The sequence below is a fragment of the Streptococcus oralis genome (genome assembly GCF_024399415.1).
Classification (GTDB): domain Bacteria; phylum Bacillota; class Bacilli; order Lactobacillales; family Streptococcaceae; genus Streptococcus; species Streptococcus oralis_CS.
Genome location: NZ_CP029257.1, coordinates 892,445 through 917,069 on the forward strand (window position 1 = coordinate 892,445; position 24,625 = coordinate 917,069).

Annotated in this window: 21 protein-coding genes and 1 tRNA gene; 19 read left to right on the top strand and 3 right to left on the bottom strand. The window is 41.7% G+C overall.

Features of this window, described 5'->3' with window-relative positions:
* The first annotated feature begins 30 nt into the window (after positions 1 to 30).
* The 14 genes from DG474_RS04400 (at position 31) to DG474_RS04465 (ending at position 16,538) form a co-directional block, all read left to right on the top strand.
* Positions 31 to 687 (top strand): MmcQ/YjbR family DNA-binding protein, encoded by a 657-nt coding sequence (locus DG474_RS04400; protein WP_255778900.1) that lies wholly within the window; start codon positions 31 to 33, stop codon positions 685 to 687.
* Between the two features lie 315 nt (positions 688 to 1,002).
* The gene (locus DG474_RS04405; RefSeq protein WP_255778901.1) at positions 1,003 to 2,565 is read left to right on the top strand and encodes a 2-isopropylmalate synthase; all 1,563 of its coding nucleotides are present in this window, start codon (positions 1,003 to 1,005) and stop codon (positions 2,563 to 2,565) included.
* An 11-nt stretch (positions 2,566 to 2,576) separates the two neighbouring features.
* A complete protein-coding gene (leuB, locus tag DG474_RS04410) occupies positions 2,577 to 3,614 on the top strand; it encodes a 3-isopropylmalate dehydrogenase (RefSeq protein ID WP_255778902.1) in 1,038 nt (345 codons plus the stop codon).
* Positions 3,611 to 3,880, top strand: coding sequence for a DUF1294 domain-containing protein (locus DG474_RS04415; protein ID WP_255778903.1), 270 nt, complete (start codon positions 3,611 to 3,613; stop codon positions 3,878 to 3,880). The genes leuB and DG474_RS04415 overlap by 4 nt, the downstream gene beginning before the upstream one ends.
* Positions 3,881 to 3,883: 3 nt before the next feature.
* Positions 3,884 to 5,266, top strand: a complete 1,383-nt coding sequence (leuC, locus tag DG474_RS04420) for a 3-isopropylmalate dehydratase large subunit (RefSeq protein WP_255778904.1) — start codon at positions 3,884 to 3,886, stop codon at positions 5,264 to 5,266.
* A 9-nt stretch (positions 5,267 to 5,275) separates the two neighbouring features.
* Complete coding sequence (leuD, locus tag DG474_RS04425) at positions 5,276 to 5,869, top strand: 3-isopropylmalate dehydratase small subunit (RefSeq protein WP_049478171.1); 594 nt, start codon at positions 5,276 to 5,278, stop codon at positions 5,867 to 5,869.
* 27 nt (positions 5,870 to 5,896) lie between these two features.
* On the top strand, positions 5,897 to 6,676 hold the full coding sequence (locus DG474_RS04430; RefSeq protein ID WP_084943394.1) for an L-threonylcarbamoyladenylate synthase: 780 nt from the start codon (positions 5,897 to 5,899) through the stop codon (positions 6,674 to 6,676).
* A 163-nt stretch (positions 6,677 to 6,839) separates the two neighbouring features.
* On the top strand, positions 6,840 to 8,468 hold the full coding sequence (locus DG474_RS04435; RefSeq protein ID WP_215804719.1) for an AAA family ATPase: 1,629 nt from the start codon (positions 6,840 to 6,842) through the stop codon (positions 8,466 to 8,468).
* Positions 8,455 to 9,759 (top strand): McrC family protein, encoded by a 1,305-nt coding sequence (locus DG474_RS04440; protein ID WP_255778961.1) that lies wholly within the window; start codon positions 8,455 to 8,457, stop codon positions 9,757 to 9,759. The genes DG474_RS04435 and DG474_RS04440 overlap by 14 nt, the downstream gene beginning before the upstream one ends.
* Positions 9,760 to 9,931: 172 nt before the next feature.
* Complete coding sequence (locus DG474_RS04445) at positions 9,932 to 10,918, top strand: GMP reductase (protein ID WP_247917409.1); 987 nt, start codon at positions 9,932 to 9,934, stop codon at positions 10,916 to 10,918.
* Positions 10,919 to 10,985: 67 nt separating this feature from the next.
* Positions 10,986 to 11,057, top strand: a tRNA-Arg gene (locus DG474_RS04450).
* 182 nt (positions 11,058 to 11,239) lie between these two features.
* On the top strand, positions 11,240 to 11,938 hold the full coding sequence (gene rnc / locus DG474_RS04455; protein ID WP_000661471.1) for a ribonuclease III: 699 nt from the start codon (positions 11,240 to 11,242) through the stop codon (positions 11,936 to 11,938).
* On the top strand, positions 11,929 to 15,468 hold the full coding sequence (gene smc, locus DG474_RS04460; RefSeq protein ID WP_255778905.1) for a chromosome segregation protein SMC: 3,540 nt from the start codon (positions 11,929 to 11,931) through the stop codon (positions 15,466 to 15,468). Before rnc ends, smc begins: the two co-directional genes overlap by 10 nt.
* A 143-nt stretch (positions 15,469 to 15,611) precedes the next feature.
* Entirely contained in the window at positions 15,612 to 16,538 is a 927-nt protein-coding gene (locus DG474_RS04465; RefSeq protein WP_255778906.1) for a bifunctional riboflavin kinase/FAD synthetase, read from the top strand.
* A gap of 83 nt (positions 16,539 to 16,621) precedes the next feature.
* On the opposite strand, the gene DG474_RS04470 is transcribed toward DG474_RS04465, so the two are convergent.
* The 3 genes from DG474_RS04470 to DG474_RS04480 are packed head-to-tail and all read right to left on the bottom strand — an operon-like array spanning position 16,622 to position 18,471.
* Complete coding sequence (locus DG474_RS04470; protein ID WP_255778907.1) at positions 16,622 to 17,437, bottom strand: TIGR03943 family putative permease subunit; 816 nt, start codon at positions 17,435 to 17,437, stop codon at positions 16,622 to 16,624.
* On the bottom strand, positions 17,434 to 18,339 hold the full coding sequence (locus tag DG474_RS04475) for a permease (protein ID WP_255778908.1): 906 nt from the start codon (positions 18,337 to 18,339) through the stop codon (positions 17,434 to 17,436). The genes DG474_RS04470 and DG474_RS04475 overlap by 4 nt, the downstream gene beginning before the upstream one ends.
* A complete protein-coding gene (locus DG474_RS04480; RefSeq protein ID WP_049505878.1) occupies positions 18,340 to 18,471 on the bottom strand; it encodes an SPJ_0845 family protein in 132 nt (43 codons plus the stop codon).
* 130 nt (positions 18,472 to 18,601) lie between these two features.
* Between DG474_RS04480 and DG474_RS04485 the strand changes: the two genes are divergently transcribed.
* The 5 genes from DG474_RS04485 to DG474_RS04505 all read left to right on the top strand — a co-directional run bounded on the left by DG474_RS04485 (position 18,602) and on the right by DG474_RS04505 (position 24,622).
* Complete coding sequence (locus DG474_RS04485; protein WP_255778909.1) at positions 18,602 to 20,731, top strand: Tex family protein; 2,130 nt, start codon at positions 18,602 to 18,604, stop codon at positions 20,729 to 20,731.
* Positions 20,718 to 21,161 carry a SprT family protein gene (locus DG474_RS04490; RefSeq protein ID WP_000778611.1) on the top strand — a complete coding sequence of 148 codons (444 nt, stop codon included), beginning with the start codon at positions 20,718 to 20,720 and terminating at the stop codon, positions 21,159 to 21,161. Before DG474_RS04485 ends, DG474_RS04490 begins: the two co-directional genes overlap by 14 nt.
* Before the next feature lie 59 nt (positions 21,162 to 21,220).
* Positions 21,221 to 21,493 (top strand): PspC domain-containing protein, encoded by a 273-nt coding sequence (locus DG474_RS04495; protein WP_255778910.1) that lies wholly within the window; start codon positions 21,221 to 21,223, stop codon positions 21,491 to 21,493.
* 380 nt (positions 21,494 to 21,873) lie between these two features.
* The gene (locus tag DG474_RS04500) at positions 21,874 to 22,632 is read left to right on the top strand and encodes an ABC transporter ATP-binding protein (RefSeq protein WP_000173369.1); all 759 of its coding nucleotides are present in this window, start codon (positions 21,874 to 21,876) and stop codon (positions 22,630 to 22,632) included.
* 1 nt (position 22,633) lies between these two features.
* Positions 22,634 to 24,622: an FtsX-like permease family protein gene (locus tag DG474_RS04505; protein WP_255778911.1), complete on the top strand. Its 1,989-nt coding sequence runs from the start codon at positions 22,634 to 22,636 to the stop codon at positions 24,620 to 24,622.
* The last annotated feature ends 3 nt before the right edge of the window (positions 24,623 to 24,625 follow it).

Here is a 24,625-nt window from a genome sequence, read left to right on the forward strand (position 1 = left end):
ACTGCTAGCTTTGGGTAGCAGTTTTCACTTATGTTTGAAATTTTTAAATCCTATCAGTTTAATAAAGAAAAAGCCCATGCCTATGGTTTTGTGGAAAATGGGGAAGTCTGGACCTATAGTTGCCAGATTTTGCAGGGTGAATTTTTCATGACACTCTCCATCACTCCTGATAATGTGAGCTTTCAGGTTTTTGACCAGGAAACGGGAGATCTCTATCCTCAAGTTCATATGGAAAGCATGCGTGGGAGTTTTGTCGGAAGTGTCCGTGAGGCTTGTTTGGAGATTCTTTACCAGATTCGGAAGGCTTGCTTTGATGTACAGGATTTTATCTGCCCTCAGACTAAGCGTATCATGGATAAGGTTCAGGAAAAGTATGGTGATCCGTTGGAGTATCTGTGGGAAAAGTCGCCTGATACAGCTGTATTGCGTCATGAAGGCAATCAAAAGTGGTATGCTGTTTTGATGAGAATCCCATGGGATAAGCTGGAAAAGGGGAGAGAAGGGCTAGTCGAAGCAGTCAACCTCAAACACGACCAAGTAGCTGACCTGTTTTCACAAAAGGGTATTTATCCAGCTTTTCATATGAATAAACGCTACTGGCTTAGTCTGGCGCTTGATGATAGTTTGCAAGATGAAGAAGTGATAGAACTCATCGAAAGAAGTTGGAACTTGACTGTGAAAAAATAGGGGAATTCGCTTGAGTTTTCAAATACTTTCAATTAGCAAAATATTCTTTACTGAAGAAATTTTCAGAAAATAATGGATTTTTTCTTGACAAGTGTTTTTCGCTATGCTAAAATACTAAACAAGATATCAAACGAAGGAGAAAGTCAAACATGAAAACAGCTAAGTTTAATCAATTTGCTTTGTTGTTGAGGTACTCGGGCTAGTGCAAAAGCATTAGTCCTGTTTGGCTTACCAAGCGGGAGTAAATCAACATCTCGCTTGGGCTTCTGAGCGAGATGTTTTTTTTAAAACTACATTTGGAAAAGGGGAAATCTTATGCGTAAAGTTGAATTTTTTGATACAAGCCTTCGTGATGGGGAACAAACACCTGGTGTTAACTTCTCAATAAAGGAAAAAGTTTCCATTGCAAGACAGCTGGAGAAATGGGGAATTTCTGTAATTGAAGCTGGTTTTCCGGCTGCTAGTCCAGATTCATTTATAGCCGTTCAAAAAATTGCTAAAGCCATGAAAAAAACAGCAGTGACAGGATTAGCTCGTTCTGTAAAATCTGATATTGATGCTTGTTATGAGGCTCTTAAGGATGCCAAGTATCCTCAAATTCATGTCTTTATCGCTACCAGTCCGATTCACCGCAAGTATAAGCTCAATAAAAGCAAGGAAGAGATTTTAGAAGCTATCAAGGAACATGTTTCTTATGCTCGTTCTAAGTTTGAAATCGTCGAATTCTCTCCTGAAGATGCGACTAGAACAGAGTTGGATTTCCTCTTACAAGTCGTTCAAACAGCGGTCGATGCAGGTGCATCTTATATCAATATCCCTGACACAGTTGGCTTTACGACTCCAGAAGAGTTTGCACGTATCTTTGATCACTTGACTGAAAATATTAAATCAGATCATAAAGTTGTCTTTGGTGTCCACTGTCACGATGATCTCGGTATGGCAACTGCAAATACTTTGACAGCAATTAAACACGGTGCTGGACGTGTCCAGGGAACTATTAATGGTATCGGTGAACGCGCAGGTAATGTTGCTCTTGAAGAAGTAGCTGTTGCTTTGAAGATTCGTGAGGATTTCTTCCAAGCAACTAGTGATATTGTTTTGGATGAAACAATGAATACGTCTGAAATGGTTTCTCGCTTCTCTGGTATTCCAGTTCCTAAAAACAAGGCTGTCGTTGGTGGTAATGCCTTTTCTCACGAGTCTGGTATTCACCAAGATGGAGTTCTTAAGAATCCTCTCACTTATGAGATCATCACACCTGAATTGGTCGGTGTTAAGAGTAATAGCCTTCCGCTTGGAAAATTGTCAGGTCGCCATGCCTTTGTTGAAAAACTAAGAGAATTGGCCCTAGATTTTACAGAAGAGGATATCAAACCACTCTTCGCTAAGTTCAAGGCACTAGCGGACAAGAAAAAAGAAATCACAGATGCAGATATTCGAGCTCTGGTAGCTGGAACCATGGTTGAAAATCCTGAAGGCTTCCACTTTGATGATTTACAACTTCAAACCCATGCAGATAATGACATTGAAGCGCTCGTTAGCCTAGCCAATATGGATGGTGAAAAAGTCGAATTTAATGCAACAGGGCAAGGTTCCGTTGAAGCGATCTTTAACGCTATCGATAAATTCTTTAACCAATCAGTCCGCTTGGTGTCCTATACCATTGATGCTGTGACAGATGGAATTGATGCTCAAGCTCGTGTCTTGGTTACTGTTGAAAACAGAGATACAGAAACCATCTTTAACGCAGCAGGTCTCGATTTCGATGTATTGAAGGCTTCGGCTATTGCTTATATCAATGCTAATACTTTTGTTCAAAAAGAGAATGCAGGTGAGATGGGGCATAGCGTTTCCTACCGAGACATGCCTAGTGTGTAAAGGAGAAGGCTATGACAAAGAAAATAGTAGCTCTAGCAGGGGATGGAATCGGTCCAGAAATCATGGAAGCTGGTTTAGCGGTTCTGGAAGCTCTAGCTTCAAAAACAGGTTTTGACTATGAGATAGATAGATGCCCCTTTGGAGGTGCAGGTATTGATGCTGCGGGGCATCCCTTACCTGATGAAACCCTCAAGGCATGTAGAGAAGCAGATGCTATTCTCCTTGCGGCTATCGGTAGTCCTCAGTATGATGGAGCATCGGTTCGGCCTGAACAAGGCTTGCTGGCTCTTCGTAAGGAACTCAATCTCTATGCCAATATTCGCCCTGTTAAGATTTTTGATAGTCTCAAGCATTTGTCACCTCTCAAACCCGAACGAATTGCTGGTGTAGACTTTGTCGTGGTGCGTGAGTTGACAGGTGGGATTTACTTTGGGGATCATATCCTTGAAGAGCGCAAAGCGCGTGATATCAACGACTACAGCTATGAGGAAGTAGAGCGGATCATTCTCAAGGCATTTGAAATCGCAAGAAATCGGAGAAAAATCGTTACTAGTATCGATAAGCAAAATGTTCTAGCAACATCAAAACTCTGGCGCAGAGTAGCTGAGGAAGTCGCGCAGGATTTCCCAGATGTTACCTTGGAACACCAGTTGGTGGACTCAGCTGCTATGCTTATGATTACCAATCCTGCCAAGTTTGATGTCATCGTGACGGAAAATCTTTTCGGAGATATCTTATCTGATGAATCAAGCGTTTTATCAGGCACACTTGGCGTCATGCCATCAGCCAGTCATTCTGAAAAAGGCCCAAGTCTTTATGAACCTATTCACGGTTCGGCACCTGATATTGCAGGTCAAGGAATTGCCAATCCTATCTCTATGATTTTGTCAGTTGCCATGATGTTGAGAGATAGCTTTGGACGTTATGAGGATGCAGAGCGTATCGAACATGCTGTAGAAGCCAGTTTGGCAGCAGGAATTTTAACGAGAGATATAGGAGGAAAGGCTTCTACCAAGGAAATGACAGAAGCTATCATTGAAAGATTATGAAGATAAATGAAGGAATAACACTTGCCCTCTTGATTTGGAATTTGCTGGTTTTCTTGATTTATGGCATTGACAAATCCAAGGCAAGAAGAGGTGCTTGGCGCGTCCCAGAGAAAATCTTATTCATTTTAGCCTTTACTTTTGGTGGTTTTGGTGCCTGGTTGGCAGGAATCACCTTTCACCACAAGACTAGAAAATGGTACTTTAAAACAGTTTGGTTTCTAGGGATGGTGACCACACTAGTAGCCTTATATTTTATTTGGAGGTAATGGATGGCAGGAAAATCGATTTTTGATAAATTATGGGACCGTCATGTCATCACAGGAGAAGAAGGGCAGCCCCAACTCATGTATGTGGACCAGCACTATATTCATGAAGTGACTAGTCCCCAAGCTTTTCAAGGATTACGAGATGCGGGGCGCAGATTGAGACGGCCCGACTTGACATTCGGAACCTTTGACCACAATGTACCAACGGTCAATATCTACGATATTCGAGATGTCATTTCTAAGGCTCAAATTGATAAGCTTGCTGAAAATGTTGAGGAGTTTGGGATTGAACATGCTGCCCATGGTTCTGAAAAGCAGGGAATCGTTCACATGGTAGGTCCAGAAACAGGACGGACCCAACCAGGAAAATTCATCGTCTGTGGAGACAGTCATACAGCTACTCACGGAGCTTTCGGGGCTATCGCCTTTGGGATTGGGACCAGTGAGGTCGAGCATGTCTTTGCTACCCAGACCCTTTGGCAGGTCAAACCCAAGAAAATGCTGGTAGAGTTCACTGGTGTTCCTCAAAAAGGAGTCTATTCTAAGGATTACATTCTCGCCTTAATTGCCAAGTACGGCGTTGCCTGTGGTGTTGGCTATGTGGTTGAATATCGTGGACAAGCAATTGATGCACTGACCATGGAAGAGAGAATGACCATCTGCAATATGTCTATCGAGTTTGGCTCCAAGATGGGAATCATGAATCCAGATCAGACCACCTATGACTATCTCAAGGGACGGGAATGCGTTCCCAAAGCTTTCGAGGAGGCTGTGGCTGATTGGAAAACCCTAGTCAGCGATGATGATGCTGTTTATGATAAGGTTATCCGGATGGATGTCTCAGACTTGGCTCCTATGGTGACCTGGGGAACCAATCCTGCTATGGGCGTCGACTTTGACAGTAGCTTCCCAGAAATCAAGGATATGAACGATGAGCGTGCTTATCATTACATGGACTTGGAGCCTGGTCAAAAGCCAGCGGACATTGAACTAGGTTATATCTTTATCGGGTCTTGTACCAATGCTCGTCTCAGTGACTTACAGCTGGCTGCGCGATTTGTCAAAGGGAAGAAAATTGCTCCCAATCTAACAGCAATCGTAGTACCAGGTTCTCGTCCTGTCAAACGAGCTGCTGAGAAGTTGGGCTTGGATAAGGTCTTCCTAGACGCTGGCTTTGAATGGAGAGACCCAGGTTGTTCTATGTGCCTAGGGATGAATCCCGACAAGGTCCCTGATGGTGTCCACTGTGCCTCAACCAGTAACCGAAACTTTGAAGACAGACAAGGATTTGGTGCTAAAACCCATCTCTGCAGTCCAGCTATGGCAGCTGCGGCGGCTATCGCAGGGCGCTTCGTAGATGTTCGGCAAATGCCAGAGGCCCAGTAAGGAGAGGATATGGAGAAATTTACAGTTTATACGGGAACGACCGTTCCTCTCATGAACGATAACATCGACACCGACCAAATACTCCCCAAGCAGTTTCTCAAGTTGATTGATAAAAAAGGCTTTGGTAAGTACCTCATGTATGCTTGGCGTTATCTAGACGACAAGTATACTGAGGACCCAGACTTTGTTTTTAACCGACCTGAATATCGTAAAGCTAGTATTCTCATCTCAGGGGATAACTTTGGGGCAGGTTCTTCGAGAGAACACGCAGCTTGGGCTCTAGCCGACTATGGTTTTAAGGTTGTGATTGCAGGATCTTTTGGGGACATTCATTACAATAATGAACTCAATAATGGCATGTTGCCTATTGTTCAGCCTAGGGAGGTTAGAGAAAAGCTAGCCCAACTCAAACCGACCGATCAGGTAACTGTAGACTTGGAACAACAAAAAATCATCTCACCAGTTGGAGAATTCACTTTCGAAATCGATAGCGAGTGGAAACACAAACTTTTAAATGGTTTGGATGATATCGGTATTACCTTGCAGTATGAAGATTTGATTGCTGCTTATGAAAAACAACGCCCATCCTATTGGCAGGATTAGAAAAAATAGAAAAGGAACTATAGAACTATGACAAAACACATTCAATGGAACGGAACACTTTCTCAAGAAGGCTATGACATTTTAAAAGGTGAGGGCGGATGTATTGTTTGTCCTACAAAAGTTGGTTACATTATCATGACGAGCGATAAGGCAGGTCTTGAGCGTAAGTTTGAGGCTAAAGAACGTAATCGTAACAAACCAGGTGTTGTACTTTGTGGTAGCATGGACGAGCTACGCGCTTTAGCAAAACTCAACCCAGAAATTGAAGCCTTCTACCAAAAACATTGGGATGAAGATATTCTCCTTGGTTGTATCCTTCCTTGGAAACCAGAAGCTTTTGAAAAACTCAAAGCATACGGTGATGGCCGTGAAGAACTCATGACTGACGTTCGTGGTACTAGCTGTTTTGTCATCAAATTTGGTAAAGCTGGTGAACAGTTGGCTGCTAAACTTTGGGATGAAGGTAAAATGGTCTATGCGTCATCAGCCAACCCATCTGGAAAAGGAAACCGTGGTAAGGTGGAAGGTATCGGTCAACGAATCGAAGGAGCAGTGGATCTTGTCATCGAAGCAGACGACTACGTGGCATCTATCCAACCAGACAAAACGATTGAAACGCGCTACGAGCAAGGTGTGATGGTCTCTATGGTCGATAAGGACGGAAAACTCATCCCAGAACAAGGAGGAGCCCGTTCAACCTCACCAGCACCAGTCGTTATCCGCAAAGGGCTTGACATTGATAAAATCATGATGCACCTGTCAGATACCTTTAACTCTTGGGACTACCGTCAGGGAGAGTATTACTAAGATAAAAAAAGAAGTCTAGTGTTAAGAGTCATTGAAGCTCCTAACGCTGGGCTTTTTTTAGAAGTTCTTTTCTTTTTTAAATAGATATGATATTCTATATATGAAATAGGGTTTTGAAATATTAAATACTAACTAGCCTATAATATGAAAATGGAGCTACAAAATGGAAGAAAAATTAAATTATTGGATGATAGTTGCAGGAGGAGGTGGAAAAGTTTGGTCTTTATTCAAAGAAGAGAATATAGCTTGTATAGATTTCGATTCTAGTTTATCTAATATTTTAGATTACAATAATCCTGAAGAATTGAAGCAAGGAAAGCGGAGCAATTTATTTATTTGGAAGTTTGCACATGACATAAAAATAAATGATTATATAATAGCTACCTCAGGATTTAACAAAATTTTAGGTATTGGACAATGTGTGAAAACATATTACTTTGATGAAACAAAAACAGAGTTTAAACATTGTATTGGTGTTAATTGGTTGAAAGTAGATGGTGGATGGGAATACCAAGGTAAAAAAGGTACAAGACAAACCATCAACTGGGATAGAAATTCAGAACGTATCAATTTATATAAATCTATTATAAATGGTACATACAGAAAAAATATAGAGAAAGTTGTTATGGATAAAAATATTAACGATTATTTAGATAAATTAAAAAAATCCAAAAACCTCATCCTCCGTGGTGCACCTGGCACAGGAAAAACTTATCTTGCTAAAGAAATTGCTAAAGAATTAACGGATGGTAACGAAGACCAAATCGGATTTGTACAATTTCACCCATCCTATGATTATACGGATTTTGTGGAGGGTTTAAGACCGGTATCAAATGGGGATGGAGCTATTGAGTTTAAATTACAGGATGGTATTTTTAAGAAGTTCTGTCAGAGAGCGAAAGAAGCTCAGAAAACTGGAGGACAAGATAATTTTGAGGAAGCGTGGGGTAAGCTAACGGATGCTATCAATGAAAAACAAGGACAATACTTCTTCCCTCGTAGTTCTGTTCCAGCTAGTTTAAATAGTCAAGGGAATGTGAAGTTTGATTCTCCTGTTGCTACCAAAGAAAAAGTGTATCTTTTGTACAAGGGTGAAGATACTAATTTAAAGTACGAAACTTATCAAAACATTGTTTTGGATCACATGAAAGAAAGTTATGGATTATGTGATTATGTATCTCCAACGATTGACACAGACAAGAAATTCGTCTTCATCATCGATGAAATCAACCGTGGGGAGATTTCTAAGATTTTTGGTGAACTCTTTTTCTCTATCGACCCTGGCTATCGTGGTGAAAAGGGAAGTGTTTCTACCCAGTATGCTAATTTACATGAGACTGATGATAAATTTTATATCCCTGAAAATGTCTACATCATCGGAACAATGAATGATATTGACCGTTCAGTAGATACCTTTGATTTTGCTATGCGTCGTCGTTTCCGTTTTGTTGAAGTTACTGCTGAAAGTCAGTTATACATTCTAGATAACGAACTAGATGGACATGAGGAGGAAGCGAAAAAACGTCTAAGAAACTTGAATGCTGCTATCGAAAACGTTCAAGAGCTAAATAGTCATTATCATATCGGACCAAGTTATTTCCTTAAGTTGAAGGATGTGGATTTTGACTATGAGTTACTCTGGTCTGATTATATTAAACCGCTCCTAGAAGACTACTTGCGTGGTTCTTATGAAGAAGATGAAACTCTGCAAACATTGAAAAAAGCATTTGATCTGACAAATAACGAGCAAACAGTTCGGCAAGAGACTGGTGATGATGATGCGGATAACTGATAATCAGCATAAAATTGCTAAAGAAGACTTTGTAGCAGAATATCCCAAACTAAGTCAAGCGCTTCTTGATAGAACACTGGATAACCTTTCTCGAGAGGACCGTATCTTTATTTTCCCGAATGATTTGATAAATTCTCTTGATTTAGATAAGGACCAAAAGATTTTGGAAACAGTTAATCAGGAAATCAAGACAGGAAACGTGATTGGTTTTCTTGGATATGGTCAGGAAAGATTAACGATTGCCTCTCGTTTTTCTGATGAAAGTAACGACCATTTTTTGCATTATCTCTTACAAAAGGTTCTCAATATCAATCTGACTAGTTTAGACATCGGTCTATCTCTAGAGGATAAACTCTATCAGCTTTTGATTTACCTCTTTCCCAAGTATTTACAAGCTGCTCTCAGAAAAGGTCTTTATAAGGAATACCAGAGATTTTCTCATAACGACAGTCATGTAAAGGGAGCCGTTGATGTAGGAAATCATCTTAAGAAAAATCTTCCTTTTACGGGAAATATTGCCTATACAACAAGAGAGTTTACCTATGATAATCCACTCATGCAGTTGATTCGGCATACGATTGAGTACATAAAGATTCAAAAAAGTTTTGGAGCACTACTTGATAGTAATCGTGAAAATATAACTGAAATTACTCGTGCAACTCCAGCTTATAAACTAGCTGATCGTGCTAAGATTATCAGAATGAATAAAATCAAACCCATCCGACACGCCTACTTCAGAGAGTACAGAAAGTTACAGGAACTCTGCTTGATGATTCTGAGTAGAGAAAAGCATGGTCTTGGCCCTCAATCTCAAAGGGTACATGGTATTCTTTTTGATGTTTCCTGGCTTTGGGAAGAGTATGTCTACACCTTGTTGCCAAAATATTTTGTACATCCCAGAAGTAAGGATAGGACGGATGGAATTTCAGTATTTTCTGTTGGGAAACGAAAAGTATATCCAGATTTTTATGACAGAGAACGAAAGATTGTTCTAGATGCAAAATATAAAAAACTGGAGTTTACTGAAAAAGGGATTAACCGTGAGGACTTGTTCCAATTGATTTCCTATTCTTATATCTTAAAATCTGAGAAAGCTGGACTGATTTTTCCTAGTATGGAGCAGTCAGTAAATAGTGAAATAGGGAAACTAGCTGGCTATGGATCTCAATTGAAGAAGTGGTCTATCCAAATCCCTCAGAATGCCTCATCCTATAGTGCATTTTGTAAAATGATGGAAAACTCCGCAGAAATTTTTAAAGCGATTATTGATGAAGAAGTGGGGAGAAAATAATCTCTTCACTTTTTTGATATTTATATAAGCAATTTCCGAACAATATAGTTTGATTATTAAAAATATTTGACAAAAACTGTACTTTAGTTTATAATAAATCAAGGAAACGTCAGAAAAGACGTAGGGATGCGCAAGCATAGGTAGGTCATTACAAAAGAAACGAGACATCGATATGTTAAATGAATTTCCAATTTTTGATTATGAAGATATTCAGTTGATCCCAAATAAATGTGTCATTAAAAGCCGTGCAGAAGCAGACACGAGTGTCACACTAGGAAATCACACTTTCAAACTACCTGTTGTACCTGCAAATATGCAGACGATTTTGGATGAGAACGTAGCAGAGCAACTGGCTAAAGGCGGTTACTTCTACATTATGCACCGTTTTGATGAAGCGGGGCGCATTCCTTTTATCAAGCGCATGCACGACCAAGGCCTCATTGCTTCCATTTCTGTCGGTGTCAAGGATTATGAGTATGATTTTGTTAGTCAACTCAAGGCTGATGCTCCTGAGTATATCACGATTGACATTGCTCATGGTCATGCGGATAGCGTGATTTCTATGATCCAACACATCAAGAAAGAATTACCAGATACTTTTGTCATTGCTGGTAACGTGGGAACACCAGAAGCTGTTCGTGAATTGGAAAATGCTGGTGCGGATGCAACAAAGGTTGGAATCGGTCCTGGTAAGGTTTGTATAACCAAGGTCAAGACAGGTTTTGGTACAGGTGGCTGGCAGTTGGCTGCCCTACGTTGGTGTGCCAAGGCTGCGCGTAAACCGATTATCGCTGATGGTGGCATTCGTACTCATGGTGATATTGCCAAGTCTATCCGTTTCGGTGCCAGCATGGTCATGATTGGTTCCCTATTTGCAGGACATATCGAAAGCCCAGGAAAGACGATTGAAGTCGATGGCGAACAATTCAAAGAATACTATGGTTCAGCTTCACAATATCAAAAGGGTGCTTATAAAAATGTGGAAGGTAAACGCATCTTACTTCCTACCAAAGGGCATTTGCAAGACACCCTTACTGAGATGGAGCAGGACTTGCAAAGTGCTATTTCCTACGCAGGTGGACGCAAGGTTGCTGACCTCAAGCACGTTGATTATGTGATCGTGAAAAACTCTATCTGGAACGGTGATGCATCCCACTAATGGACGCTTAGTCCACCCATAAAAAACTTGTTATTAGAGCAAATTTCTGTTATAATAAGACAAGTTTCCACCCTTAGTGTAATGGATATCACGTAAGATTCCGGTTCTTGAGATGGGGGTTCGATTCCCTCAGGGTGGATGTAAATAGCCTAAGAAAGCCTTAAATAAGGCTTTTTTCTTTATCTCGCCCCGAGTTTGCCCCTAAAAATGAAAAGTTTGTTCTAAAAATGCTCAAATCTCCTCTAGTCCCGTTTTAAAGTGACTCAGGGGGCTTTTTTTGATATAATAAAAGAGACTGTTATCAGTTAGAAAGAGGTTGGTATGAAAGAATTACAAACTGTACTAAAGAAGCGTTTTGCAATCGAATTTGCAGACAAAAACTTACTAGAAACGGCCTTTACTCATACGAGTTATGCCAATGAGCACCGCCTCTTAAAAATTTCACACAATGAGCGCTTGGAATTTTTAGGAGACGCTGTTCTGCAATTATTGATTTCAGAATATCTGTATAAAAAATATCCTAAGAAACCAGAGGGAGATTTGTCTAAACTTCGTGCTATGATTGTCCGTGAGGAGAGTTTGGCTGGTTTTGCGCGTGATTGTCAGTTTGATCAGTTTATCAAGCTAGGAAAAGGGGAAGAAAAGTCTGGTGGGCGCAATCGCGACACCATTCTTGGGGATGCTTTTGAAGCCTTTCTGGGAGCATTGCTTTTAGACAAGGATGTTGCTAGGGTAAAAGAGTTTATCTATCAGGTCATGATTCCCAAGGTTGAAGCAGGTGACTTTGAAATGATTAAGGATTACAAGACACATCTGCAAGAGTTGCTCCAGGTCAATGGAGATGTAGATATTCGCTACCAGGTTATCTCTGAGACAGGGCCTGCTCATGATAAGGTTTTTAATGTAGAAGTTCTGGTTGAAGGCAAGAGTATCGGAAAAGGCCAAGGCCGTTCTAAAAAATTAGCAGAGCAAGAGGCCGCAAAAAATGCAGTTGAGAAAGGGCTGGATTCATGTATTTAAAGGAGATTGAGATTCAGGGATTCAAGTCCTTTGCTGACAAGACCAAGGTCGTCTTTGATCAAGGTGTGACAGCTGTCGTTGGGCCCAATGGTTCTGGGAAGTCAAATATTACAGAAAGTCTGCGATGGGCCTTGGGGGAGTCTAGTGTCAAGAGCCTTCGTGGAGGCAAGATGCCCGACGTTATCTTTGCTGGAACTGAAAGCCGCAAACCACTCAATTATGCCTCTGTTGTCGTGACTTTGGACAATGAAGATGGCTTTATCAAGGATGCGGGGCAAGTCATTAAGGTAGAGCGTCATATTTACCGTAGTGGAGATAGCGAGTATCGAATTGATGGCAAAAAAGTTCGCTTGCGTGATATTCATGACCTCTTCTTGGATACAGGTTTGGGGCGGGATTCCTTTTCCATCATTTCCCAAGGGAAGGTTGAGGAGATTTTTAATTCCAAGCCAGAGGAACGCCGAGCTATTTTTGAAGAAGCTGCTGGAGTTTTAAAATACAAGACTCGTCGAAAAGAAACAGAAAGCAAACTGCAACAAACTCAAGACAATCTCGACCGCTTAGAAGACATTATCTACGAGTTGGACAATCAAATCAAGCCCCTTGCAAAACAAGCTGTGAATGCGCGCAAGTTTCTCGACTTGGATAGTAAACGCAAGGCCATTTACTTGGATGTACTGGTTGCCCAAATCAAGGAAAACAAGACTGAACTAGAGCTAACAGAAGAAGAGCTTACGCAAGTTCAGGAACTTTTGACTAGCTATTACCAAAAGCGTGAAGAGTTAGAAGAGGAAAATCAAACTCTTAAAAAGAAACGCCAAGATCTCCAGGCTCAAATGGCCAAGGATCAAGGGAGCTTGATGGATTTGACTAGTTTGATCAGTGACTTAGAGCGAAAACTAGCCCTATCCAAACTGGAATCTGAGCAAGTGGCCCTTAATCAACAAGAAGCGCAAGCCCGTTTGGCGAGTCTGGAAGATAAGAGAAAGGCTCTAAGTAAGGAAAAGGCTGAAAAAGAAGCGAGCTTGGAACAGTTAGAGAAAAGTCTAGCTGAAAACAACAAGGAACTCAATCGCCTAGAAGCAGAGTTGTTGGCTTTTTCAGATGATCCTGACCAGATGATTGAGCTCCTGCGTGAACGTTTTGTGGCGCTTTTACAAGAAGAAGCGGATGTCTCAAACCAGTTGACCCGCATCGAGAATGAGTTGGAAAACAGTCGTCAACTCTCTCAAAAACAAGCAGATCAACTTGAGAAATTGAAAGAACAACTGGCTACAGCTAAAGAGAAGGCTAGTCAACAACAGGCTGAGCTTGAAACTGCCAAGGAGCAGGTTCAGAAATTATTGGCAGACTATCAAGCTAGTGTCAAGGAACAAGAGAAGCAGAAAGCTTCTTACCAAGCCCAGCAGAGCCAACTCTTTGACCGTCTGGACAGTCTCAAAAATAAGCAGGCTAGAGCCCAGAGTTTGGAAAACATCCTAAGAAATCATAGTAATTTTTATGCGGGTGTTAAGAGTGTTCTTCAAGAAAAAGCCCGTCTTGGTGGGATCATTGGTGCAGTCAGTGAACATTTGACCTTTGATGTGCATTATCAAACTGCTTTGGAGATTGCACTTGGAGCTAGCAGTCAGCATATCATTGTAGAAGATGAAAACGCGGCAACAAAGGCGATTGATTTCCTAAAACGTAACAGAGCTGGTCGTGCAACTTTTCTTCCATTGACGACTATCAAGGCACGTACAATATCTAGTCAGAATCAAGATGCTATCGCAGCAAGTCCAGGATTTCTGGGAATGGCAGATGAGTTGGTGTCGTTTGACAAGAGACTAGAAGCCATTTTTAAGAATTTGTTAGCTACGACGGCTATCTTTGACACAGTAGAACACGCGCGTACGGCAGCTCGCCAAGTTCGTTATCAGGTTCGCATGGTGACACTAGATGGGACAGAGTTGCGTACAGGTGGTTCCTACGCGGGTGGTGCTAATCGTCAAAATAACAGTATCTTCATCAAGCCAGAACTAGAGCAATTACAAAAAGAAATTGCTGAAGAAGAATCTAATCTGCGGTCAGAAGAAGCGAGTTTGAAGACCTTGCAAGATGAGATGGCGGTATTGGCAGAAAGGTTAGAAGCTATCAAATCTCAAGGTGAGCAAGCTCGTATTCAGGAGCAAGGTTTGTATCTTGCTTATCAACAAACCAATCAGCAGGTCGAAGAACTGGAAACGCTTTGGAAACTTCAAGAAGAGGAATTAAATCGCCTATCTGAAGGAGATTGGCAAGCGGATAAGGAAAAATGCCAAGAGCGCCTTGCCACCATTGCCGGTGAAAAACAAAATCTGGAAGCTGAGATTGAAGAGATTAAGTCTAACAAAAACGCTATTCAAGAACGTTATCAAAACTTGCAGGAACAGATTTCTCAAGCGCGCTTGCTTAAGTCCGAACTGCAAGGACAGAAGCGGTACGAAGTGACTGATATTGAACGCTTAGATAAGGAATTGGATAACCTCAATCTCGAACAAGAGGAAATTCAGCGCCTTCTCCAAGAAAAGGTTGATAATCTTGAGAAAGTGGATACGGATTTGCTAAGTCAGCAGGAGGAAGAGGCCAAAACTCAGAAAGCCAATCTTCAACAAGGTCTGATTCGCAAGCGGTTTGAATTAGATGATATCGAGGGTCAACTGGATGATATTGCCAGCCATTTGGATCAGGCTCGTCAGCAGAATGAGGAGTGGATTCGTAAACAAACGCGTGCTGAAGCCAAAAAGGAAAAGGTCAGCGAACGCTTGCGCCATCTACAAGGTCAGTTAACAGACCAGTACCAGATCAGTTACACAGAGGCGCTAGAAAAGGCTCATGAACTGGAAAATCTCACTATGGCGGAGCAAGAGGTTAAGGATTTAGAGAAGGCTATTCGCTCGCTGGGTCCTGTCAACTTAGACGCTATTGACCAGTACGAAGAAGTCCACAATCGTTTGGATTTCCTCAATAGCCAACGAGATGATATTTTGTCTGCGAAAAACCTACTCCTTGAGACCATCACAGAGATGAATGATGAGGTTAAGGAACGATTCAAATCAACCTTTGAGGCGATTCGTGAGTCCTTTAAAGTGACCTTTAGACAGATGTTTGGCGGTGGTCAGGCAGACTTGATATTGACTGAGGGCGATCTTTTAACTGCTGGTGTGGAGATTTCTGTCCAACCTCCAGGTAAGAAAATCCAGTCTCTCAATCTTATGAGTGGTGGTGAAAAAGCCCTATCAGCCTTGGCCTTGTTGTTCTCCATCATTCGAGTCAAAACTATTCCTTTTGTTATCTTGGACGAGGTAGAGGCAGCGCTGGACGAAGCCAATGTCAAACGTTTTGGGGATTACCTCAACCGCTTTGACAAGGATAGTCAGTTTATCGTCGTAACCCACCGTAAGGGGACGATGGCGGTAGCGGACTCTATCTATGGAGTTACCATGCAAGAATCAGGTGTTTCTAAGATTGTTTCGGTTAAGTTAAAAGATTTAGAAGAAACAATAGACTAGTTACCAAATGATAGCATCTCTTAGGAGGTGCTATTTTTTTAAACTAAAGTGCTAAATTTTCTCTTACGGTCAGTTCAGGCGCAAAAAACGACATTTGGGATTTCCTCTTAGCGAAAAGACTTTCTCTATGATATAATAGTTTCATGATTACAACAGTACCTATTAAGAACGAAAAAGATATTGCAGTACCGGGAAAAACAGTCCTTGTACTAGGTTATTTTGATGGCATCCACAAGGGTCATCAGAAACTCTTTGAAGTGGCCAGCAAGGCTTCGATGAAGGACTATCTGCCAGTTGTCGTGATGACCTTTACAGAGTCGCCAAAACTTGCCTTACAACCCTACCAACCTGAGCTCATGCTTCACATCGTCAATCATGAGGAGCGGGAGCACAAGATGAAGTGGCACGGAGTAGAGGCTCTTTTCCTACTTGACTTTAGTAGCAAGTTTGCTAGTTTAACGGGTCAAGAATTCTTTGATACCTATGTTCGAGCTTTAAAACCAGCGATTATTGTAGCAGGATTTGACTATACCTTTGGCTCTGATAAGAAAACTGCGGATGACCTGAAGGATTATTTTGATGGAGAGATCATCATTGTTCCTCCGGTCGAAGACGAAAAGGGCAAGATTAGTTCCACACGGATTCGTCAGGCTATTCTTGATGGAGATGTCAGGGAAGTCAATCAACTGCTCGGCACACCGCTCCCAACCCGTGGGATGGTCGTTCATGGAAATGCTCGTGGGCGGACTATCGGTTATCCAACAGCAAATTTGGTCCTAAGAGACCGAACTTACATGCCAGCTGACGGTGTTTATGTAGTCGATGTCGAGGTGCAACGTCAAAGATATCGTGGAATGGCGAGCGTTGGCAAAAATGTCACCTTTGATGGAGAAGAACCACGTTTTGAAGTCAACATTTTTGACTTTTCAGATGATATTTACGGAGAGACAGTCATGGTCTACTGGTTGGACCGTGTCCGTGATATGGTCAAATTTGACTCCATCGACGAGCTCGTAGACCAACTCCAGAAAGACGAAGAAATTGCTCGGAACTGGAAGGATGGAGAGTAAGAGTTTGCTATCAATTCGAAAGAGTAGATAGAATGAAATTCATATAATGGACAAAAAAAGTAGCCTTTGCAGGCTACTTTTTATTAAAACACACGATAGACATAAGGATTTTCTGGTTTGTCTACTTTTGTGAAACTCTCAACTTCCAGTGTTGGGAGTTTTTGTTTGAGTTCTTTATGGTAATGGAGGGTCAGGGTTCCTCTAGCGGTAATCCAGGTATTATCAGGATACTGGCGTGAGTTCCCCTTTGTCAAGAGTCCATATACACCAGAATCGGCTATACAGTGGATGATTCCAAAGCGAAAGAGGAACTGGCTATCTTCATGGCTAGGATCGTTATAGACGAAGCCTGTAAACTCGATTTTCTTTCCTTCAAACTCTTGAGGGTAGTCATAGAGAACTTCCATGACCTCCATATAGTTTTCATCAGTGATGTGAATGGTTTGCTGGGAGAGGTATTTATCAGCTGTAGTCCTCATTTCCTTTTCATAAGCAGATTTGGAAAAATAGGTGCTGGTATCGGGTTTGAGGTATTGACTGGATGTGCCTTCACTTGCCTGAATAGCTGCGTTGATTCCCTCAGCAAGTGGGAAATGATAACCTTTGGCAGATACGGTTCTCGAGTCCAAACTTACTGTCGGAAAGGCAACCCCAATCAACAGAGGTAGTGACAGTAAAAGGATACTGATTCGTCTAGCTCGACGACTTTCCAAATGGCTGTGAGAGTTGATTTTCTTAATCCAGATGTAGAATTGAACCAGAGCCAATAGAAGAGAAAGGATCATGGAGATATAGACTAGATAGGAATAGTGGAGGTTGATGTAGTGACTGAGCTTGCCAGATAGCTGCAGATAAAGGGTCAGAGCAAAATAACCTAGTAGAATGATAAATCGGATCATAGCATCACCCCCATCATGTAAGAATAAAGCAAGACAAGCACTGTCACGATACCCATGAATTGCCAGATGAAGCGCGCTTTTAGATAGTGCTTCATCATGAGGAGATTTTTGATATCAAGCATGGGGCCAATGACCAGAAAGGCAAGGACTGGCGCTAGGCCGAAGCTCGAGAGGAGAGAAGCGCCGATAAAGGCGTCCGCCTCGCTACAAAGAGAGAGGAGAAAGGCTAGAAACATGAGCAAGAGAATCGCAAGGACTGGACTAGCACTGATAGAGGTCAAGATCCGAGTCGGGACATAGACCTGCACGATAGCCGCAAAGAGACAGCCAAAGACCAAGTAACGCCCCATATCGAAAAACTCATCAATAGCCTGTATAAAGACCTGAAACACTTTTCTAGAGGGACTCAAGTGTGAAAAGTCATGTTCGTGACAAGTAATAGAATTCTCTTTTTGAATGGGTTCCTTCCAGAAAAATCCTAGGAAAATCCCAAGCACCAAAGCAATCATAATAGCTCCCAGCGCTCGCAAAAAGGCAAGTTTTATTGAATTGCCAAAGGCAGAATAAGTAGCGAAAAGAACGATAGGATTGATAATGGGAGCAGTCACCAGAAAAGGAACGGCCGTGTAGCTGGGCACTTTCTTTTCCAGAAAACGATTGATGATGGGAATGATTCCACATTCGCAAGAAGGAAAGAGAAAACCAATGAAGGTACCAAAAAAGATCCTCCCCCAACGATTGCGAGGGAGAAACTCATAAACTTTATCAGGTGTGATATAGACCTCAATCAATCCCGAAATGAGACTCCCAATCAAGACAAAGGGAAGGGCTTCAATCATGATGGAGAGAAAAATAGCTCCCGCTTGTAATACACTAGGAGGAAGAGATTGGAAAATCGTCATCTATTTTTTCTTCTCAACTTTTTCTTTTTTGTCTTTGTCATCTGGGAAACTGACTTGTGTTAAGTCAGGAAGTTTAGCAAATTCTTCAAACATCTTGTCCAAGTCATCGGTTTTTGTAAATTTAACAGCCATGGGCCTACCTCTTTTCTACATTCTACCTCTATTATACTATTATTTTTTGGAAAAGGGATTATTTTGATAATCAAAGATGCAAAAACAGGTAAGGCAAAACAAGAGCAGTTTCTTATGGTATAATAGATTTATGGATAAAAAATATGAAAAAATCTCCCAAGATTTGGGAGTAACCTTAAAGCAAATCGATACTGTTCTAAGTTTGACTGCCGAAGGGGCGACGATTCCCTTTATCGCGCGTTATCGGAAGGATATGACTGGTAGTCTGGATGAAGTGGCGATTAAGGCCATTATCGACTTGGATAAAAGCCTGACTAATCTCAATGATCGCAAGGAAGCTGTCTTGGCTAAGATTCAAGAACAAGGTAAGCTAACCAAGGAATTGGAAGAAGCTATCTTAACTGCCGAAAAACTAGCAGATGTAGAAGAACTGTATCTTCCATACAAGGAAAAGCGTCGGACCAAGGCAACTATTGCCCGTGAAGCTGGACTCTTTCCTCTTGCGCGCTTGATTTTACAAAACGTAACTGACTTAGAGAAAGAGGCTGAGAAGTATGTCTGTGAAGGATTTGCGACTGGTCAAGAAGCCTTGGCTGGGGCAGTTGATATTTTGGTAGAAGCCCTATCTGAAGATGTCAATCTACGTGCTATGACCTATCAGGAAGTGTTGAGACACTCTAAAATCACTTCGCAAGTCAAAGATGAAAATCTTGATGAAAAACAAGTTTTTCAGATTTATTATGATTTTTCAGAGACAGTTGGCAACATGCAGGGCTATCGAACCTTGGCGCTCAACCGTGGTGAAAAATTAGGCATCTTGAAAGTTGGCTTTGAACATGCGACGGATCGTATCCTAGCTTTCTTTGCTGCTCGTTTCAAGGTGAGAAACGCCTATATTGATGAAGTTGTTCAACAGTCAGTTAAGAAAAAGGTCTTGCCTGCTATCGAGCGCCGTATTCGGACAGAATTAACCGAAAAGGCAGAAGAAGGGGCGATCCAACTCTTTTCAGACAACCTGCGTAACCTCCTCTTGGTTGCTCCGCTAAAAGGGCGCGTGGTTTTAGGATTTGATCCTGCCTTTCGTACAGGTGCCAAGCTAGCCGTCGTTGATGCGACGGGGAAAATGCTGACGACCCAAGTCATCTATCCTGTTAAACCAGCCTCAGCTCGTCAGATTGAAGAAGCCAAGAAAGACTTGGCCGACCTGATCGGTCAATACGGTGTGGAAATCATTGCCATCGGAAACGGAACGGCCAGTCGTGAAAGTGAAGCCTTTGTGGCGGAAGTTCTGAAAGATTTTCTTGAAGTCAGCTATGTTATCGTAAATGAGAGCGGTGCTTCTGTCTACTCTGCTAGCGACCTTGCTCGTCAGGAATTTCCAGAATTAACTGTTGAAAAACGCTCTGCTATCTCAATCGCCCGTCGCTTGCAGGACCCCCTTGCTGAATTGGTCAAAATCGATCCCAAGTCAATCGGTGTCGGTCAATACCAGCACGATGTCAGTCAGAAGAAACTATCTGAGAGTCTGGACTTTGTCGTTGAAACCGTAGTTAACCAAGTCGGTGTCAATGTCAATACAGCCAGCCCAGCTCTTCTTTCCCACGTAGCTGGACTCAATAAAACTATTTCTGAAAATATTGTCAAATACCGTGAAGAAGAGGGAAAAATCACTTCACGCGCTCAAATCAAGAAGGTTCCTCGTCTGGGTGCCAAGGCCTTTGAGCAGGCTGCTGGTTTCCTCCGTATCCCTGAAAGTAGCAATATCCTTGATAATACAGGAGTTCACCCAGAAAACTATGCTGCCGTCAAGGAGCTCTTCAAACGCTTGGATATCAAGGACTTGAATGAAGAAGCACAAAATAAGCTTAAGTCCCTATCAGTCAAGGAGATGGCGCAAGAACTAGAACTTGGTCCAGAAACCCTTAAAGATATCATTGCTGACCTTCTCAAACCAGGTCGAGATTTCCGTGATTCATTTGATGCACCTGTGCTTCGTCAAGATGTCTTGGATATCAAGGATTTAAAAGTCGGCCAGAAACTGGAAGGTGTGGTGCGGAATGTCGTTGACTTCGGTGCCTTCGTTGATATCGGGATTCACGAGGACGGCTTGATTCATATTTCCCATATGAGTCGTAAATTTATCAAACATCCCAGCCAAGTGGTATCAGTCGGAGATTTGGTAACGGTTTGGGTCAAGAAAATCGATACCGAACGTGAAAAAGTCAATCTGTCGCTCTTAGCTCCAGATGAAACTGACTGAGTACGTTCAGTCTGTTTCCCTCGAAGACTTTGGTAGACCTTTTACCCACCAAGCCCAGTGGAATTCTCGTCTGCGAACGACAGGTGGACGATTTTTCCCCAAGGATGGGCATTTGGACTTTAATCCCAAGGTTTATAATGAACTAGGTTTGGAAGTCTTTCGCAAAATCGTGCGCCATGAACTCTGTCACTATCACCTTTATTTTCAGAAAAAGGGTTATCGACATAAGGACCGAGATTTTAAAGAACTTTTGAAAGAAGTGGATGGACTGCGCTTTGTTCCCCATTTGAAAGACCAAAGTAATTTCCTGGTCTATCAGTGCCAATACTGCCAGCAACGCTATCAACGCAAGAGGAAGGTTGATACAAAACGCTATCGCTGTGGCGTCTGCCGTGGCAAACTCGTCATTTTAAATCGGCCTAAGGACTGATGTTTGTGACCCCGTTTCATGCTATACTACTTGTAAGAATACCGAAAGAGGAAACAATCATGAATACAAAATTTTATAAAATGAAACGAAACAGCATGGTGTCGGGAGTTTTAGCTGGTCTATCAGACAAGTGGAATTTTGATGTAACCCTAGTCCGCTTTCTCTTCGCCATTTTTACCGTAGCAAATTTTGGAATTGGTGTGATAATCTACATCATCCTTGCCTCTATCCTGCCAACTAAGGAAGAAATCGAAGCCGAAATGTACGGAACAGGACCACGCAAACGTAAGGAAGCCGAGGCCATTGATGACAATGATGGCTGGTTTTGGTGAGTCAGATTTGGAAATAGTTTACAGACACTTTCCTTATTTCTCAAAGAAGTCAGAAAAAGAAGTGAACCTTAACCCTTGTATCCGCAAGGGTTTTCTTCTTGTATTTCATTTATGGTAAAATATTGATAGCGAAATTACTTGATATTCTTCTATCTTACAAAAATGTAAGATTAAAGTCTCTTTTGTAAGGTTAGGTTATGGCAAGCCGTCTTTTTTTGCGATAAACTAGACTCATAAAGAACAAAGGAGCAAAACCATGAAAAGAATCTTACAAAAGAAAACAAGAAAACCAAGTCAAAAAGATATCGAGCGTGTTCAACTGGGATGCGCTATGATGCAAGCACAGTTTCAAATGATGGGATATTAAGAAGGAGAAAATCATGACACTTTTAGATGTAAAACACGTTCAAAAAATCTACAAAACACGTTTCCAAGGCAACCAAGTAGAGGCCCTCAAGGATATTCACTTTACCGTGGAAAAGGGTGACTACGTGGCTATCATGGGAGAGTCTGGCTCTGGGAAATCAACCCTGCTCAACATCCTAGCTATGCTGGATAAACCAACTCGAGGTCAGGTTTACTTAAACGGAACAGACACAGCCACTATTAAAAATTCACAGGCTTCGAGTTTCCGTCGTGAGAAGTTGGGATTTGTCTTCCAAGACTTTAACTTGCTAGATACCCTGTCTGTTAAGGACAATATCTTACTTCCGTTAGTTCTATCACGAAAACCTATCACGGAGATGATGAAGAAATTGGTAGTAACCGCTGAAAATTTGGGCATAAACCAATTGCAAGAGAAGTACCCTTATGAGATTTCTGGTGGTCAAAAACAGCGGGTAGCAGTAGCACGCGCCATCATCACCGAACCTGAAATTCTCCTTGCGGATGAGCCAACAGGAGCCCTTGACTCCAAGTCATCTGCAGCTTTACTCGATGTATTTGATGAAATCAATGAACGCGGTCAAACCATTCTCATGGTAACTCACTCAACGGCAGCAGCCAGCAGGGCCAAGCGCGTTCTCTTTATCAAGGACGGCATTCTTTACAACCAAATCTACCGTGGAGACAAGACAGAGCGTCAAATGTTCCAAGAAATCTCTGATACTTTGACTGTTATGGCAAGCGAGGTGAATTAGTATGTTCCGATTAACCAATAAGTTAGCGGTATCTAATTTGATTAAAAACCGCAAACTCTACTATCCCTTTGCCCTTGCTGTTCTCTTAGCAGTGACCATCACCTATCTCTTTTACTCACTGTCACTTAATCCTAACATTGGCAAGATCCGAGGGGGAGAAACTATCTCTATGACCCTTGCTCTCGGAATGGTGGTTGTTACCATCGCTTCTGGAATTATTGTCCTTTATGCCAATAGTTTTGTCATGAAGAACCGCTCCAAGGAGCTGGGTGTATATGGTATGCTGGGTCTTGAAAAGCGCCATTTAATCAGTATGGTTTTTAAGGAGCTTCTTATTTTTGGTTCCTTAACCTTGACAGCTGGTCTCGGCCTAGGAGCTCTCTTTGATAAGCTAATCTTTGCCCTTCTTCTGAAGTTGATGAAGATGAAAGTGGAGCTCGTTTCGACTTTCCAACCAATTGTCTTTATCCTAGTTCTCATCGTCTTTGGAGCTATCTTCCTAGGTCTAATTTTTATCAATGCCTTTCGTATCGCACGCATGAATGCCCTTCAGCTCTCTCGTGAGAAGGCCAGTGGTGAGAAAAAAGGACGTTTCTTAGGTCTTCAAACTATACTAGGTTTGATTAGTATGGGAGCTGGCTACTACCTAGCAGTTACCGTTGAAAATCCACTTTCTGCTGTTCTGATTTTCTTCGTAGCAGTCTTGTTGGTAATTTTGGGAACTTATCTTCTCTTCAATGCAGGGATTACAGTCTTCTTACAAATCTTAAAGAAAAACAAGCGTTATTATTACCAACCCAACAACATGATTTCCGTATCCAATCTCATTTTCCGTATGAAGAAAAATGCGGTTGGTCTGGCGACGATTGCTATTCTCTCAACCATGGTCTTAGTGACTATGTCTGCTGCAACAAGTATCTTTAAGGCATCAGAAAACTTCAAGAAGGTCATGAATCCACATGATTTTGGGATTACAGGACAGAATGTTGAAAAAGAAGACATCGAAAAACTCTTGAACCAGTATGCTAGTAATAAAGGATTGACTGTCACAAAGAAAGAAGTCCTTACATACAGTAACTTTGGTGTGGCAAATCAAGAAGGTACGAAATTGACAATCTTTGAGAAAGGTCAAAATCGTGTTCAACCGAAAACTATTTTTATGGTCTTTGACCAAAAAGACTACGAGAATATGACAGGACAGAAACTTGGACTTTCAGGCCATGAAGTTGGATTGTTTGCTCAAAACAAGCAACTTCAAGGGCAGAAAGAACTGACTCTGAATGACCAGACTTACACAATTAAAGAAGAAATCAAAAAAGATTTTATTCTTGAACATGTCCCAAATCAGTACAATATCCTAACTTCGGACTATAACTATTTGGTTGTTCCTGACTTACAAGCCTTTCTAGAACAGCATCCTAACTCTTCCATCTTTAATCAATACTATGGTGGTATGAATGTAACGGCTAGTGAGGACGAGCAGCTTAAAATTGCAGATGACTATTCAAAATTCGTTAACAACTTTAATAGAGAACTAAACAAAGAAGGAAGCTATGTTTACGGAAGCAATCTGGCTGATAGTAGTGCGCAGATGAGTGCTCTCTTTGGTGGAGTTTTCTTCATCGGTATCTTCCTCTCTATCATCTTTATGGTGGGAACAGTTCTTGTCATCTACTACAAACAAATCTCTGAAGGATACGAAGACCGCGAACGCTTTATCATTTTGCAAAAAGTCGGTCTCGATCAAAAGCAAATCAAGCAAACCATCAACAAACAGGTGCTAACTGTATTCTTCCTCCCATTGCTCTTTGCCTTCCTACACCTTGCCTTTGCCTATCATATGCTTAGCCTCATCCTAAAAGTCATTGGGGTGCTAGATGCGACCATGATGTTGACTGTCACTTTATCCATCTGTGCTATCTTCCTCATCGTCTATGTCTTAATCTTTATGATTACCTCAAGAAGCTATCGCAAGATTGTGCAAATGTAAAAA